The sequence below is a fragment of the Mycobacterium sp. 48b genome (genome assembly GCF_048282725.1).
Taxonomy (GTDB): Bacteria; Actinomycetota; Actinomycetes; order Mycobacteriales; family Mycobacteriaceae; genus Mycobacterium.
In genome coordinates this window covers 7,384,583-7,399,356 of the sequence record NZ_JBLVUL010000001.1, presented here as the reverse complement: position 1 = coordinate 7,399,356, position 14,774 = coordinate 7,384,583, and the positions used below count along the sequence as shown (strand labels likewise).

Annotated in this window: 15 protein-coding genes and 2 pseudogenes; 10 read left to right on the top strand and 7 right to left on the bottom strand. The window is 65.5% G+C overall.

Annotated elements, in window-relative coordinates; genetic code table 11:
• Window positions 1–106: 106 nt before the first annotated feature.
• Both ACNQR1_RS36130 and ACNQR1_RS36125 read left to right on the top strand, forming a co-directional pair.
• Window positions 107–1,060 (top strand): tyrosine-type recombinase/integrase, encoded by a 954-nt coding sequence (locus ACNQR1_RS36130; RefSeq protein WP_017682183.1) that lies wholly within the window; start codon window positions 107–109, stop codon window positions 1,058–1,060.
• A 77-nt stretch (window positions 1,061–1,137) separates the two neighbouring features.
• A pseudogene (locus ACNQR1_RS36125) lies at window positions 1,138–1,875 on the top strand (transposase); the annotation flags it as partial.
• Between the two features lie 222 nt (window positions 1,876–2,097).
• Here ACNQR1_RS36125 and ACNQR1_RS36120 read toward each other — a convergent pair.
• The gene (locus ACNQR1_RS36120) at window positions 2,098–2,337 is read right to left on the bottom strand and encodes a hypothetical protein (protein ID WP_224866092.1); all 240 of its coding nucleotides are present in this window, start codon (window positions 2,335–2,337) and stop codon (window positions 2,098–2,100) included.
• Here ACNQR1_RS36120 and ACNQR1_RS36115 point away from each other — a divergent pair.
• Window positions 2,224–3,479 (top strand): annotated as a pseudogene (locus tag ACNQR1_RS36115) (IS256 family transposase). The gene ACNQR1_RS36120 and the pseudogene ACNQR1_RS36115 overlap by 114 nt on opposite strands.
• Before the next feature lie 291 nt (window positions 3,480–3,770).
• On the opposite strand, the gene ACNQR1_RS36110 reads toward ACNQR1_RS36115, so the two are convergent.
• Window positions 3,771–4,520 (bottom strand): IclR family transcriptional regulator, encoded by a 750-nt coding sequence (locus ACNQR1_RS36110; protein ID WP_047040843.1) that lies wholly within the window; start codon window positions 4,518–4,520, stop codon window positions 3,771–3,773.
• 70 nt (window positions 4,521–4,590) lie between these two features.
• Here ACNQR1_RS36110 and pcaH point away from each other — a divergent pair, with 70 nt between their 5' ends.
• The 7 genes from pcaH (at window position 4,591) to ACNQR1_RS36075 (ending at window position 10,278) form a co-directional block, all read left to right on the top strand.
• Window positions 4,591–5,388 (top strand): protocatechuate 3,4-dioxygenase subunit beta, encoded by a 798-nt coding sequence (pcaH, locus tag ACNQR1_RS36105; protein WP_043416460.1) that lies wholly within the window; start codon window positions 4,591–4,593, stop codon window positions 5,386–5,388.
• Complete coding sequence (gene pcaG, locus ACNQR1_RS36100; protein WP_043416462.1) at window positions 5,388–5,957, top strand: protocatechuate 3,4-dioxygenase subunit alpha; 570 nt, start codon at window positions 5,388–5,390, stop codon at window positions 5,955–5,957. The genes pcaH and pcaG overlap by 1 nt, the downstream gene beginning before the upstream one ends.
• Window positions 5,954–7,159 (top strand): lyase family protein, encoded by a 1,206-nt coding sequence (locus ACNQR1_RS36095; protein ID WP_043416463.1) that lies wholly within the window; start codon window positions 5,954–5,956, stop codon window positions 7,157–7,159. Before pcaG ends, ACNQR1_RS36095 begins: the two co-directional genes overlap by 4 nt.
• Window positions 7,156–8,337 carry a 4-carboxymuconolactone decarboxylase gene (gene pcaC / locus ACNQR1_RS36090; protein ID WP_047040849.1) on the top strand — a complete coding sequence of 394 codons (1,182 nt, stop codon included), beginning with the start codon at window positions 7,156–7,158 and terminating at the stop codon, window positions 8,335–8,337. Before ACNQR1_RS36095 ends, pcaC begins: the two co-directional genes overlap by 4 nt.
• Entirely contained in the window at window positions 8,334–9,032 is a 699-nt protein-coding gene (locus ACNQR1_RS36085) for a 3-oxoacid CoA-transferase subunit A (protein ID WP_047040851.1), read from the top strand. Before pcaC ends, ACNQR1_RS36085 begins: the two co-directional genes overlap by 4 nt.
• Window positions 9,029–9,718: a 3-oxoacid CoA-transferase subunit B gene (locus tag ACNQR1_RS36080; protein ID WP_047040853.1), complete on the top strand. Its 690-nt coding sequence runs from the start codon at window positions 9,029–9,031 to the stop codon at window positions 9,716–9,718. Before ACNQR1_RS36085 ends, ACNQR1_RS36080 begins: the two co-directional genes overlap by 4 nt.
• Before the next feature lie 71 nt (window positions 9,719–9,789).
• Window positions 9,790–10,278: a cupin domain-containing protein gene (locus ACNQR1_RS36075; protein ID WP_047040871.1), complete on the top strand. Its 489-nt coding sequence runs from the start codon at window positions 9,790–9,792 to the stop codon at window positions 10,276–10,278.
• Between the two features lie 224 nt (window positions 10,279–10,502).
• Here the strand turns inward: ACNQR1_RS36075 and ACNQR1_RS36070 are convergent, their stop codons facing one another.
• The 5 genes from ACNQR1_RS36070 to ACNQR1_RS36050 all read right to left on the bottom strand — a co-directional run bounded on the left by ACNQR1_RS36070 (window position 10,503) and on the right by ACNQR1_RS36050 (window position 14,716).
• Window positions 10,503–10,973, bottom strand: coding sequence for a hypothetical protein (locus ACNQR1_RS36070; RefSeq protein ID WP_047040856.1), 471 nt, complete (start codon window positions 10,971–10,973; stop codon window positions 10,503–10,505).
• Window positions 10,974–10,997: 24 nt separating this feature from the next.
• Window positions 10,998–11,213, bottom strand: a complete 216-nt coding sequence (locus tag ACNQR1_RS36065; protein ID WP_074414912.1) for an IclR family transcriptional regulator domain-containing protein — start codon at window positions 11,211–11,213, stop codon at window positions 10,998–11,000.
• Window positions 11,214–11,233: 20 nt separating this feature from the next.
• Complete coding sequence (locus ACNQR1_RS36060; RefSeq protein WP_019344575.1) at window positions 11,234–12,547, bottom strand: IS256 family transposase; 1,314 nt, start codon at window positions 12,545–12,547, stop codon at window positions 11,234–11,236.
• 295 nt (window positions 12,548–12,842) lie between these two features.
• Complete coding sequence (mcrC, locus tag ACNQR1_RS36055; protein ID WP_242663677.1) at window positions 12,843–13,925, bottom strand: 5-methylcytosine-specific restriction endonuclease system specificity protein McrC; 1,083 nt, start codon at window positions 13,923–13,925, stop codon at window positions 12,843–12,845.
• Window positions 13,892–14,716, bottom strand: coding sequence for an AAA family ATPase (locus ACNQR1_RS36050; protein WP_374244209.1), 825 nt, complete (start codon window positions 14,714–14,716; stop codon window positions 13,892–13,894). Before ACNQR1_RS36050 ends, mcrC begins: the two co-directional genes overlap by 34 nt.
• Window positions 14,717–14,774: the final 58 nt, after the last annotated feature.

The window sequence follows — 14,774 nt, the reverse complement described above, 5'->3', positions numbered from 1 at the left end:
ACACCCTGTTATCTGTGGCACCATGAAACCCGGCCTGCGACGACTCCGCTCCGGCGGTGCGCGAAGCGGCCCTGTTATCTGTGGCAAGCAGGCCAGGGAGGTCACAATGTTGTCGTCCGGGATCACCGTCCGCGCCGCCGGCGACGGCTTCCTCGACTCGATCCGCTCCCCGAACACCCGCCGCTCCTACGCCATCGCCGTCGATAAGACCACCGCCAGGCTCGGCGAGGCCCGGCCGCTGGCCAATGTCGCCGACGACGAGATCGGCGAAACCCTGGAAACTTTGTGGGGCGAGGCGGCGGTCAACACCTGGAACGCCCGCCGCGCCGCGGTCGCGTCTTGGCTGGCGTGGTGCCGCGAGCACGGACACCTCGCCCCGGCGGTCCCCGCGTGGGTGAAACGCTCCACCCCGCCGGACTCGGCCACCCCGGTGCGCTCGCGCACCGCGATCGACCGGCTCATCACCCGCCGCGACATCGACCTGCGGGATAAGACGCTGTGGCGGATGCTCTACGAAACATGCGCCCGCACCGAGGAACTGCTCCAGGTCAACATCGAAGACCTCGACCTGGCCGGGCGGTGCTGCCCGGTGAAGTCCAAGGGCGCCAAGCCCCGCACCCGCCGCCGCGGCGCCGCCCATCACGAGTACGCGCACGAGCTCGTGTACTGGGACGCGGGTACCGCCCGGCTCCTGCCACGCCTCACCAAGGGCCGCACCCGCGGACCGCTGTTCGTCACCCACCGCCGACCCGGACCCCGCAAAGCCGTCGCCGACCGCGACATCTGCCCCGACACCGGCCTGGCCAGGTTGTCCTACGGCCAGGCCCGCGCCCTGCTCGATGCCGCCACCGCCACCAACGGACCCGGCACCGGCTGGGACCTGCACGAACTCCGGCATTCTGGCCTGACGCATCTCGGCGAGGCCGGAGCCAGCCTGCTCGAGCTAATGGCCAAGTCCCGCCACCGCAAACCCGACAACCTGCGCCGCTACTTCAAACCCTCACCGGCGGCCATGCGCGGCATCACCAGCCTCCTCGGTCCCGACCGCGGCCACCGATAGCGGCCACCAACAACGACTCGTCCGTCTACCCGGACCAGGCGCTACGCGAACCTCGTTGTTTTTTGCGCCATTACTGCCGGGACCCCGGCGTCACCGGGCAGATCATCGTGCGCGGTGACAGCGCCTATGGATCGCGGGCGGTGATCCGGGTATGCCGCCGCTACGGGGCGGTGTTCTCGCTGGTGCTGACCCGCAACGCCGCGGTGCAACGCGCCATCGACAGCATTCCCGAGAACGCCTGGACCCCGGTGAAATACCCGGGTGCGGTGCTCGATCGCGAGACCGGGGCCTGGATCTCTGATGCCGAAGTCGCTGAAGCCGTCTACACCATGGCCAAAACCGGCACCTATGAGGCGGTCACCGCCCGGCTGATCGTGCGCCGGGTCAAAGACGCCAACCAACCCCAAGACGGGCTGTTCCCGATCTGGCGGTATCACCCGTTTTTCACCAACACCACCGAGTCGGCCACCGACGCCGACATCACCCACCGCCGCCACGCCATCATCGAAACCACCTTCGCCGACCTCATCGACGGCCCCTTGGCCCACATTCCCTCCGGGCGCTTCGGCGCCAACAGTGCCTGGGCCGTCTGCGCCGCGATCGCCCACAATCTGCTGCGCGCCACCGCGACCCTGGCCGGGACCCGTCACCGCACCGCGCGCGGGGCGACCCTGCGCCGTCACCTGGTCAATATCCCGGCTCGTCTGGCCCGACCCCAACGACGACCGATCCTGCACCTACCCCGGCACTGGCCCGCCGAACCAGCATGGATGACCCTGTGGCACAACACCATCGGCCACCGATCCAGCGCCTGAACCACCGACCACCCGACCCGACAACCAGGAACCCGACAGGAAAAGCTGGACAGACCAGCGGCCTCGTCATGCCCACCACCAGCCCGGATCAAGACCATCAGCTCAACCGGCCACCACACCGTCGGTCGGTGGAATCAGGCTTAGTGAGAGGAATGATCAGAACCTGTGGATGAGCCTCGGCGTGGGGGCGTGAAAATGAGCGCACCTTCCCGAGGATGATCATCACGGAATCAGGTATTCGATCAAGACCGGCGTTGGCGCGCTGGTTGGGAAGGTACGCCCATGCTCACCGTAGTTCACGACGGCGCGGAGGCCAACGACAACACCGACAGTGGTGCTGGTCGGTCGTTGTTGGATGAGATTGTCCGTGATGGCGCTCGGCAGATGCTGGCCGCGGCGTTGCAGGCCGAGGTCGCCGCCTACGTGGCGCAGTTCGCTGACCAGCGCGATGACAACGGCCACCGATTGGTGGTCCGCAACGGCTACCACCAGCCGCGCGAGGTGCTGACCGCAGCCGGTGCGGTGCAGGTGAGGGCCCCGCGGGTCAACGACAAACGTGTCGATCCCGACACTGGTGAACGCAAGCGGTTCTCCTCGGCGATCCTGCCGGCCTGGGCGCGCAAGTCCCCGCAGATGTCCGAGGTGTTGCCGCTGTTGTACCTGCACGGGTTGTCGAGCAGCGATTTCACCCCGGCCCTGGAGCAGTTCCTCGGCTCCGGTGCCGGGTTGTCGGCATCGACGATCACCCGGCTCACGTCGCAGTGGCAAGATGAGGCCGCCGCGTTCGGTCGTCGCGATCTGTCGGGCAGCGACTATGTCTACCTGTGGGTCGACGGCATCCCCCTCAAGGTCCGCCTGGACCAGGAAAAGCTGTGTCTGCTGGTGATGCTCGGTGTGCGCGCTGACGGCCGCAAGGAGCTGGTGGCGATCAGCGACGGCTACCGTGAATCGGCCGAGTCGTGGGCCGATCTGCTGCGCGACTGCAAACGGCGCGGCATGACCGCCCCGTGCTCGCCGTCGGTGACGGTGCACTCGGGTTCTGGAAAGCGGTCCGTGAGGTGTTCCCGGCCACCAAAGAGCAGCGCTGCTGGTTCCACAAGCAAGCCAATGTTCTTGCCGCACTGCCGAAATCAGCACACCCGTCGGCCCTGGCGGCACTCAAGGAGATCTACAACGCCGAGGATATCGACAAGGCCCAGCTCGCGGTCAAGGCCTTCGAGGTCGATTTCGGCGCCAAGTACCCCAAGGCGGTCGCCAAGATCACCGACGACCTCGATGTGCTGCTGGAGTTCTTCAAGTACCCGGCCGAACATTGGATCCACCTGCGCACGACGAACCCGATCGAAAGCACCTTCGCCACAGTGCGACTTCGGACCAAGGTGACAAAAGGCCCGGGATCGCGAACGGCCGGACTAGCGATGGCCTACAAGCTGATCGACGCCGCCTCGGCCCGCTGGCGCGCCGTCAACGCCCCGCACCTGGTCGCCCTGGTCCGCGCCGGCGCGGTCTTCCACAAAGGCAAACTGCTCGAACGCCCCACCGACATCACCCCACCAACACCGCCCTCAGACGACGATCAGGACGCCGGAACGGAGGTCGCCTGAAACACCCCGATCCACAGGTATTGACAATTCCTCCAAGTGACGATTCGCGAGGTGAGAGTGCGAGGTGGGCAGGATGGATTCCGCCGCTGATCGTTGAACGGCGGACCCTTTGCTGATGCTTTCTCAGCTTCAACTGGGGGATCGGTCGCGTCTATCCCTCCACCGCGGCGCGGACTCCGATTCGCGCCAGATGTCATGGCAGTCACCACTTTTTCGACGGCTAGCGACGGTGTCGCGTTTTGTCAGAAGCCGCCCGACAGCACAGCGATCGCTGCTGCGGCGGCCCGTGGGTCACAGCAGCCGGACGATGCCGCGGGCAGCCACCTGCAGGGCGCCGAGCAGTCGCTGGCGACCTCGCTTCAACGACGGAACTACGACGGCGATCGCGGCCACCACAGCGTCGTCGGACTGCCGGACGATCGGCACGGCCAGTGAACAGGCGCCTAGCGACATCTCTTCCACGGTGGTAGCCAACCCCTCGCGCCGCACCCCCTCCAACTGTCGGGACAGCACCGCAGGCTGGGTGATTGTGTAGGGAGTAATCGGAGTCAGATTGGCAAACACCTGATCCTGGACTTCGCGTGGCGCGTGCGCCAACAGCACCTTGCCGACGCCGGTGCAGTGCATCGGCAACCTGCTGCCGACGGTGCTAACGATCGGCACGGATGCCCTACCCATCATCCGCTCGAGGTACAATACTTCGTTGCCGTCGCGTACCGCGAGGTGCACGGTGGCGAGCGTTGCCGCGTAGACATCGTGCAAGAACGGCTCTGCGACCTGCCGTAATCCGCCTCCGACCGGGGCGAGCAGCCCAGCGCTCCACATCAGTCGGCCGACCTCGAAACGACCGTCCGTGCGGCGCTGCAACGCCCCGCCCGCAACCAGTTCGGCAGCCAGCCGGTGGGCCGTGGCCATCGGCAGGCTGGCCCTACCCGCCAGTTCGGACAGCGTCAGTGTCCGGTGCCACTCATCGAAGGCGGCGACCATGCGCAGCAAACGAGAAGCGACGCTGGTGCCGGGCGTTGAGGTATTTCCCGCCACTCACGGATCCTTTCCGCTCAGTGGTAATCTAGCGTAGGTCAGTCGCCGAGGAGCCAATAGTGTCAAGGCTATGACAGCAGTGATCGACCCCGATCCCGACGGCGGGTTGCCGAGGCAGCAGGCGATCAGCGCGGAGATCGAGGCGATCGAGTCCGAGTATCAGCGCGCTGGCATCGAGGAGACGCAGCCGCGGCTCGGCTACGCGCCCTACCGCAGCAGCCTGCTGCGTCATCCCACGAAGGACCTACACCACGCTGACCCGGAGGGCGTCGAGCTGTGGACGCCCTGCTTTTCCGAACGCGACGTGCATCCGCTTGAATCGGACCTCACCATCCAGCACTCAGGCGAACCCATCGGCGAACGGATAGTGGTGACCGGCCGGGTGGTCGACGGCGACGGACGGCCGGTGCGACGTCAACTCGTCGAGATCTGGCAGGCCAACGCCGGCGGTCGCTACATCCACAAGCGTGATCAGCACCCGTCCGCGATCGACCCCAACTTCACCGGCGTCGGCCGCTGCCTGACCGATGACGACGGAAGCTACCGCTTCACCACGATCAAGCCAGGGCCGTATCCGTGGAGGAACCACCGCAACGCTTGGCGCCCAGCCCACATCCACTTCTCGGTGTTCGGAACGGAATTCACGCAACGGCTGATCACCCAGATGTACTTCCCCGGCGACCCGTTGTTCGCGCTGGACCCGATCTATCAGTCGATCACCGACCGAAAGGCCCGAGACCGACTGATTGCCAACTACGACCACGACGTCACCACCCACGAATGGGCCACCGGATACCGGTGGGACATCATCCTCACCGGCGCGACGCGCACTCCGACCGAGGATCCCCACCGCGGAAGCGAACACTGATGAATACCCTGCTCACCGCCACCCCGGGGCAGACCGTCGGACCCTTTTTCGGTTACGCACTCCCGTTCGACCGGTGCGACCAGCTGGTTCCGGCCGGCTCACCGGGTGCCGTCCAGCTTTCCGGCTTGGTCCTCGATGGTGACGGCCAGCCTGTTCCCGACGCCCTACTTGAGATCTGGCAGGCAAACGCCGACGGCACCATCCCCACGTCCACCGGCTCGCTACACCGGGACGGCTGGACCTTCACTGGGTGGGGCCGCGCCGGCACCGACGATGGCGGACGGTACAACTTTTCCACCGTCATCCCAGGTCCCTGCGATCCCGGTGCGGCACCGTTCTTTCTGATCACCGTGTTCGCCCGCGGGCTGCTCAACCGGCTGTTCACCCGCGCCTACGTGCCCGGGGGGCAGCTGGCCGGCGATCCACTGCTGGCGTCCCTGCCGCCCGAGCGTCGCGACACGCTCATCGCCACCCGCGAGGGCGCCGGACTACGCTTCGACATCCAATTGCAGGACGCGCCAGGCAAACCCGAGACGGTCTTCCTGCGCTACGCGGGACACCAGCGATGACTGACCTCTTCTGGCCGGGCGACGACCTCGCAGGCGACCTGATGAGCGGCCCCGCATTCCTCGAGGCCATGGTGGCCGTGGAACGGGCGTGGCTGGACAGCCTCGTCGACGCCGGTATCGCACCGCAAGAGGCGCGTGCCAGCTTGGCAGACCTCATCGCCGACGCCGACACCGAGTCGATCGCCCGCCGCGCCGCCACCGACGGCAGCCCCGTCAGCGCTCTGGTCACGTTGTTGCGTGAGCGCTCAACGGCGGCGACAGCCCGCTGGTTACACCGCGGGCTAACCAGTCAGGACGTCGTCGACACAGCGCTCGTCATCTGCGCCCGTGATGTCCTCATGCGCATCGGCGACGAGTTCACCGTCCAAGTCCGGGCGCTGTCCGAGCTCGCTGAGAGGCACCGGAGCACACCAACACTCGCGCGTACCCTGACCCAGGCCGCCCTACCAAGCACCTTCGGCGCCAAGATGGCACGTTGGCTTACCGGCATACTGGACGCCGCCGAACCGCTGACCGGGCTGCTGCCCTCGCTGCCGGTGCAGGTCGGTGGCGCGGTGGGAACGCTGGCGGCGGCTACCGAATTGACCGGTTCGGTGGACGGCGCCATCGCGTTGAGCGACGCGCTCGCCGGCGCACTGCGGCTGGCGCCGGCTCCGCCCTGGCACACCACCCGCTCGGCGATCACCCGCATCGGGGATGCGTTGGTGAGCTGCTGCGACGCCTGGGGGCACATCGCCGCCGACATCGCGACCGGTAGCCGGCCCGAGGTCGGCGAGCTGGCCGAGGGGACTGGTGGCGGCTCATCGACGATGCCGCACAAGAACAATCCCGTCCGCTCTGTGTTGATCCGGCGCACCGCGCTCACCGCGGGCACCTTGGGCGCCACCCTGCACCTGGCCGCAGGAGCGAGTGTCGACGAGCGCTCCGACGGCGCGTGGCACGCCGAATGGGCCACACTGCGCACGCTCGCCCGCCACACCGTCGTGGCGGCCATCCAAGCCTCCGAACTGCTCTCCGGGTTGCAGGTGGACACGGCGCGGGCGGCCGCGAACCTGGCCGACGCGGGCGGGCTGCTCACCGAACAACGTGCAATGACCGAGTTGACCGGTAGCCCAGCACGGCCCGACTACACCGGTGCCGCCGATCGGCTGATCGATTCGACCTTGAGTCGGGCCCGCCGCTTCATCAAGTCTGCGTCATGACCATTCCGGCCTTGGCCACAATCGACTTCGGCGGACCCGACGGTGCGCCTGTCCTCGTGCTGGGGCCTTCACTGGGTACCTCGGCAGCCACGCTGTGGAGCGCTGCGGCTGGATGGCTGAGTGCGCACGCCCGCGTCGTCGGGTGGGACCTACCCGGTCACGGTCGAGGCGGTCCTGGCGAGCCCTTCACGATCGCCGAACTCGCGGTCGCCGTGCTGGCACTCGCCGACGACATGCACGCCGAGACCTTCCACTACGCCGGTGATTCGCTCGGTGGCTGTGTCGGTCTGCAGCTGATGCTCGACGCGCCGCAACGGGTGGACTCGGCGACCCTACTGGGCACCGGTGCGTTGATCGGCACCCCAGCTGGCTGGCTCGAGCGCGCCGCCACCGTCCGCGCCGAGGGCGTCGAAACCTTACTCTCGGGCGCGGCCCAGCGGTGGTTCGCGCCGGGCTTCGTCGACCGGCAACCAGGTGTCGGCGCGGCGCTGCTGGACACCCTCAGCCACACCGATCCGGAGTCCTATGCGCAGGCCTGCGAGGCCCTCGCGGCATTCGACGTCTCCGACCGATTGCGCGAGATCGTCACTCCCGTCCTGGCCGTGGCAGGCAGCGCCGACGTGCCCACACCGCCGGAGTCATTGCGGCGCATCGCCTCCGGTGTCCAGGACGGTGACCTCGTAGTGCTCGACGGTGTCGGCCACCTGGCACCCGCCGAAGCCCCGGACCGGGTCGCCGGCCTCATCGCAGAGCAGGTGGGTATTCCGCAGCCTGCGACTAGGACCGTCGAGGATGTGTGTCGCGCGGGAATGGCGATACGGCGCCAGGTGCTCGGCGACGGGCACGTCGACCGGGCAATCGCCGGTACCACCGACATGACCGCCGATTTCCAGCACCTGATCACCCAGTACGCCTGGGGAACCATCTGGACACGCCCAGGTCTAGACCTTCGCAGCCGCTCGATGATCACCCTGACGGCGCTGGTCGCGCGCGGGCACCGCGAGGAACTGGCGATGCACCTGCGAGCGGCCCGCCGGAACGGTTTGAGCAACGACGAGATCAAGGAGCTGCTGATGCAGACTGCCATCTACTGTGGCGTCCCCGACGCCAACTCCGCGTTTCGCATCGCCGCCGAGGTATTGCCGGAATTCGACGAGGACGAGCGGGCGTCGTCATGAGCCGCACCGCCGTCTGCGCCGCCGCCCACGAAGCCGTCGCCGGAATCGCTGACGGCGCCACAATTCTCGTCGGCGGATTCGGCATGGCGGGCATGCCCACCACACTCATCGATGCGATCATCGAACAGGGCGCCGCCGAGCTCACCATCGTCAGCAACAACGCGGGCAACGGCGACACCGGTCTGGCCGCGCTGCTGGCTGCCGGTCGGGTCGCGAAGGTCATTTGTTCCTTCCCCCGACAGGCCGATTCGTACGTGTTCGACAGGCTCTACCGGGACGGCATGGTCGACCTCGAAGTGGTCCCGCAGGGCAACCTGGCCGAGCGGATCAGAGCGGCAGGCGCGGGCATTGGCGCGTTCTTCTGCCCGACCGGTGTCGGCACCCCGCTCGCCTCGGGCAAGGAGATCCGCACGATCGACGGCCGCGACTACGTGCTGGAGTATCCGATCCGCGGCGACGTCGCACTCATCGCAGCACACCTGGCCGACCGGGCCGGAAACCTGTTGTACCGCAAGACTGCTCGCAACTTCGGTCCGGTCATGGCGACCGCCGCCACGCTGACCGTCGTTGAGGTCTCCCGCGTCGTCGAGACCGGAGGCATCGACCCCGAGACGGTCGTGACGCCGGGTATCTTCGTCGACCGCATCCTCGACCTGTCCTCGATTCCCGCCGCCCGCACCGAGGCCGCCTCGTGACGGGAACGCTCGATGCAAGGACACGGCGTCGTGTCGAGCATCTCGACCGTGGCCCGTTGGACCGCGGGGAGATCGCCGCGATGATCGCCCGCGACATCGCACCTGGGTCGTACGTCAATCTCGGCATCGGCCAGCCCACGATGGTCGCCGACTACCTCGACCCCGCCGCCGAGGTGGTGCTGCACACCGAGAACGGCATGCTCGGCATGGGAGGCGCCGCGACAGGAGACGCCATTGACCCGGATCTCACCAATGCAGGCAAGGTTCCGGTCACCGAAACCCCTGGGGCGTCCTACTTCCACCACGCCGACTCCTTCGCCATGATGCGCGGCGGCCATCTCGACGTGTGTGTGCTCGGGGCGTTTCAGGTCAGCGAGCGTGGAGACCTCGCCAACTGGCACACCGGAGCACCGGACGCCATTCCCGCGGTCGGGGGTGCGATGGATCTCGCCATCGGAGCGAAGCGCGTATTCGTGATGATGACGCTGTTCGGCAAGGACAGGACCGCGAAGTTGGTTCCGGAGTGCAGTTACCCGCTGACCGGGCTTCGGTGCGTCAGCCGGCTGTATACCGAGTACGCGATCTTCGACATCGACAACGCCGGAGACGGACGCGTGCGCGTACTCGAGACCTTCGCCATCAGTATCGCCGCGCTCGAGAAGCGCTTGCACATAGCTCTGTCGTGACCCTGGCGCTTGGGTCGCCGAAAAGTGACTCCATGCTCGCTCAGCGACGAAATTCCCAGAGGAGTGGATTGATGACCCTATCCCGTGACGAGCTAGCCGATTTCGCCGAAAGTATGGCGCGCGCAGGGGATCGCGACACCCAGCACGTGACCGAGGAGCACCTCGTCGTGAACTCCACCGAGGCACACTGGATCCAGACCGGAAGCCCATCAGAAATTGGATTGCTTCTGCGGATACCCGCCCGCTCCATTGAGTTCTTCCTGCAGAAGATCCCCGCCGGTGCGGGCAGTGACCTTCATCGACACGTACACGAGTCAGTTCACTTCGTGCGACATGGCTCGGGCTGGTCGGAGATTGGCGATCAACGCGTAACGTGGAGCGCAGGCGACTTCGTGTATACGCCGCCGTGGGTATGGCATCGCCACTATGCAGATGACCAACAGGACGTCGAGATGATAGTCATCGAGAACTCCCGCCTCCTGGCTGCCGTGGACGCAACCCAGAGGGAAACCAGGGGCAACGTTAGCTTCGCCGAGGCTTTCGGCGTCGGCGACACGTAAGCAGTGGAGAAATTGTCAAGGTAATCGCTTCGAAGGGCGCTTGACGACGGCGGTCAAACACACGGCGGCCGGTCAACCCATCCACGGCGCTAATGTCCAGCCGCCCTGCAACTTTCGTGGCCGCGGCGTCTCCCGGCGAAGCAGGCGGCCTGATCTGCACCCGTGTTGTCGGCCCACGGGTTGTGCGAGTAAAGCGCAAAGTGATCACGATGCGGTCACATGCGTTATTCGTCGAACCCTTCATCTGGGATAGCAAACGCCGCCCTGGCGTTGTCGTTGAGATTTGCAAATCCATCGATAACCACCCGGGCCACGCGGGTCTCATGGTCGACAATGCGGATCAGCCACGTGTGAAAGGCCGCACCGGTGAATTCTTCGCTGACCGGCGAAGGAGCTCTCCAGCGACGGAAGAAGAACTCGAGTCGTGTCGTCAGCTCGATGACATCCTCCTGCACCGGAACGTAGGAAAGTACTTGACGCAGTTCGAGGCGTTCGTCGAAAATCCCGTCCCGCTGCGTGAGATACAACCGCAGACCATTGAGTCCCTTCCATTGGTGGCCGCCGCGAAAGCCGATTTCGAAGTCGTCTGTGAGGACGGTTGCGAACATTTGCTCGGCCGGCGAGTGGCGCTGTTCTAAGCGCAGGTAGTCATCGATCGTCGAAACGAACGCCGGCAGGTCGGGGGTACTCGACACAGAACATCTCCTTTGCCAATGTAGTTAGACCAGCTTAGTAGCAAGCTCTGCGGCAGCTTCGCCGATGATGCCAGCTACTTTGCGGACATGTGATGGCCGTAACCGATAGCTCGGCGCTGATGCATTTAGTGCCAGCCTCACGTCGGGACCTCTTGCAGGTATGGCGACAGCAACGGATGCGACACCTTCTTCGCTTTCCTCCCTACTGGTCGCGAAACCGCTCTTTCGAGAAATAGTCAAATCCTGTGGATCGAGGGTCGTCAGGCGACCTCGGACACTGGGGTGTCGGGCGATGGTTCCGGGGTGATGTCGACCGGACGTTCGAGGAGCTTGCCCTGGTGGAACACTGCGCCGGCCCGCACCAACGCCACCAGGTGTGGTGCGTTGACCGCCCGCCACCGCGACTGCGCTGCTTCGATCAGCTTGTAGGCCATCGCCATGCCCGCCGCCCGTGATCCCGGGCCCTTGGTCACCCTGGTCCGAAGCCGAACCGTCGCGAAGGTCGATTCGATCGGGTTCGTGGTGCGTAGATGCACCCAGTGCTCGGCGGGATACCGGAAGTACTCGAGCAGCACGTCGGCGTCATCGACGATTTTCTTCACCGCTTTCGGGTACTTCGCGCTGTAGTCACGTTCGAACGCTGCGATCGCCAACTGCGCCTTGTCGATGTCCTCGGCCCCGATGATCTCCTTCATCGCCGCCAACGCACCCGGATGCGCCGATTTCGGGAGTGCAGCAAGAACGTTGGCTTGTTTGTGGAACCAGCAGCGTTGTTCGCGGGTGGCGGGGAACACCTCCCGCAGTGCCCGCCAGAATCCCAAAGCTCCGTCCCCGACCGCGAGCGCCGGCGCGCGCATCCCGCGGCGGCGGCAATCCCGCAGCAGGTCCGCCCAGGACTCGGTGGACTCTCGGTAGCCGTCGGCCAGGGCGACGAGTTCCTTGCGGCCGTCCGCCCGCACCCCGAGCATCACCAACAGGCAGAGCTTTTCCTGCTCGAGCCGGACTTTCAGGTGGATGCCGTCGACCCACAGGTACACGTAGTCGACCTGCGAGAGGTCCCTGGTGCCGAAGGCCTTCGCCTCGTCCTGCCACTGGGCCGTGAGCCGGGTGATCGAGGATGCGGACAGTCCGGCGCCGGTGCCGAGGAACTGTTCGAGCGCCGGCCCGAAGTCACTGGTTGACAGGCCGTGCAGGTACAGCAGCGGCAGCACCTCCGATACCTGCTCGGACTTGCGAGCCCAGGCGGGCAGGATCGCCGAGGAGAACCGCTTGCGCTCGCCGGTATCGGGGTCGATCCGCTTGTCGTTCACGCGGGGCGCCTTCACCGCCACCGCACCCGCCGAGGTCACGACCTCACGTTCGGCGTGGTATCCGTTGCGGACCACCAGTCGGTGGCCGTGTTCGTCGACCTCACCGGCATACCGGGCTACATAGTCGGCGACCTCGGCCTGCAACGCCGCGGCCAGCATCTGCCGGGCACCGTCGCGGACGATCTGGTCGAGCAACGACCGGCCCGCACCGGCCGCATTGCGGGTCTCGTTGGAGTCGTCGTTGTTGTCTACTACCGTGAGCACGGGCGTGCCTTCCCGCCAGCGCGCCAACGCTGGTCTTGATCAGAATTCGGATTCCTTGCAGATCATCTTCCGGGAAGGCACGCCCGCCCGGGATCCACAGGTTCTGATCATTGCTCTGCGCTGTACGGATGTGTCACAAAGTTCGACAAGGTCGGCGCCGATGACGTCAGCCCGCGGTGGATGTCGATCAGTGCCCTGCTCTCCGCCTTACCTGCCGCCGCCGAGAGTTCTTTGTGGTGGAAATACGGGGTTGGAAGTCAGCTTCGATGCATTACGTCCTTGTAGGAACAATGTGTTAGTTCTGAAGCCATGTGACGATGTCTTCGAGCTGAGTGCTGAGTTCGTTCCATGGACGGTTGAGGTCGAGTGTTCGAGCGCCGATGCGGTTGCCTTGGACGACGACGTCCAGTCCGGGCTGCGCAGGTGCTTCGGTACGCGCATAGAGCAATAGCCCGCTGACCGAGCCGTCGCGGTTCACGTCGGCGTTCTTCACGTACGTCAATACTTGGTACAGATTGGTCGAGTGGACAGTCGGCTTGCCCCACATCCCGGCCTGCATCGATCGGCCGTAATATTTCGCATCAATGATGAGTGCCCGGTGTCCACGCCGCAGTGTGACATCGGTGCGCATTGCCGGGAGCTGTTCGGCTCCGAGTGCGCCTGCATCGTCGTAGTCCCACTTGACGGTGGAGCCGGTGGGGGAGAGTTCGGGGTGGTGGACGATGTAGTACTCGCGCAGGAATCGTTCATACAAGCTGCTCATCGCGTCGTCCGAGACCCATGAGGTGAGCTTGGTGCTTCCGGCATCCTGTGTGGGGAGGAGCCCGCGGACGATCAGTTCACAGACACCGAGCAACAGCCGGTATGTGGCGTTGGCGCGGTGGTAGGTCAGCGTGCGCCAGCGGATCGATGTCGGCGCGATCAGCGTCACCGCGTCCAGGTATGGCAGAAGCCGACGCAGCGCAGCCCGGCGGGGCGCGGCGACATCACCGTGGCGGAGGAGTAGGACGATGACCGACTTCAGCGCCCTGTTGTGGGGCGTGTCGAGCTCGTACTCGTCGAACTCGCACACCAGCCTTCCTCGGAACGTAGAGCGAGTGGCTGCGGTGCGAGTGATATCGATACGTCCGCGAATGGTGGCGAGCGCTTCGCTGCGGTGCAGGTAGTCGCGATGAAGACCGCGCTTGACCTGTGTGCCGACGCCACGCACGAGAATTTCCGCGAACAGATCGTGAAGATGGTCGAAGGCCTCGGCCGCGATTCGGTCGTTGCCTTCGCTGCGGATCGCTCGAAAGGCATAGGCCATCATCACGTACACGTTACGGATAGCGATGGACCTCTCGGTCATGCGACGGCGGCCCTGAGCCTGCTGGCCCACTCCTCGGCCGTGGTCGGCTCGTCGAACCAGTACTCGTCGAGAAGGGGGATGAGTTCGTCCTCGACCACCGAGTACAGCCATTCATCGTCGGTGGCGCCTTCTGGAGGGCTGGAGAGGAAGCTGTGTCCGATGGCGAAGCCCTGGCCGAGTGCGGGGTCGTCGGCGATGGTCTTGTTGAGGTCGATGACCACTTCGACGAGGCGGTCGAGGGTGGGACTTCCAGCGTCTTGCTGCCAACGGGTGAATCCGGCAGAGTGGAAGCCCGGGGTCATCTCGAAAAATCCGAAGCGACGACGCAGTGCGTAATCCAGGACGGCAAGGCTGCGGTCGGCGGTGTTCATCATGCCGATGATGTGGACGTTGGTGGGGACGGAGAACGTCTCGTTCTTGTACAACAGTCGGAGGTCTTGTCCGCGTTTGTCGGCTTCGATGAGCATGAGCAGCTCGCCGAAGATCTTGGAGATGTTGCCGCGGTTGATCTCGTCGATGATGAAGAAGTACGGCCGGTCGGTGTCGTCGGCGCGGGCCTTCTCGCAGAAGCGATAAAACGGCCCTTCAGTGAGCGTGAAACCACCGGTCTCGGTGGGCCGGTATCCCATCATGAAGTCCTCGTACGAGTAGCTCTGATGGAACTGGACCATCTGGACCCGACTCGGATCCTTCACCCCCATGATCGAGTATGCCAGGCGCTTTGCGGCGAAGGTCTTCCCGACACCGGGCGGGCCAGCGAGGATGACGCTCTTCTTCCGCGCCAGCAGAGAGCGCAAACGTTCGTATCGCTCCTCCGGCAGATAGACCTCCTTGAGGAATGCCGTCTTGTCGTAAGCCGGAAGTGGCGTCGAGAAATAG

Coding starts and splice junctions, on each gene's coding strand:
- ACNQR1_RS36130 (WP_017682183.1), top strand. CDS start 107: ATGTTGTCGTCCGGGATCACCGTCCGCGCCGCCGGCGACGGCTTCCTC.
- ACNQR1_RS36085 (WP_047040851.1), top strand. CDS start 8,334: ATGAGCCGCACCGCCGTCTGCGCCGCCGCCCACGAAGCCGTCGCCGGA.
- ACNQR1_RS36095 (WP_043416463.1), top strand. CDS start 5,954: ATGACTGACCTCTTCTGGCCGGGCGACGACCTCGCAGGCGACCTGATG.
- pcaG (WP_043416462.1), top strand. CDS start 5,388: ATGAATACCCTGCTCACCGCCACCCCGGGGCAGACCGTCGGACCCTTT.
- ACNQR1_RS36075 (WP_047040871.1), top strand. CDS start 9,790: ATGACCCTATCCCGTGACGAGCTAGCCGATTTCGCCGAAAGTATGGCG.
- pcaH (WP_043416460.1), top strand. CDS start 4,591: ATGACAGCAGTGATCGACCCCGATCCCGACGGCGGGTTGCCGAGGCAG.
- pcaC (WP_047040849.1), top strand. CDS start 7,156: ATGACCATTCCGGCCTTGGCCACAATCGACTTCGGCGGACCCGACGGT.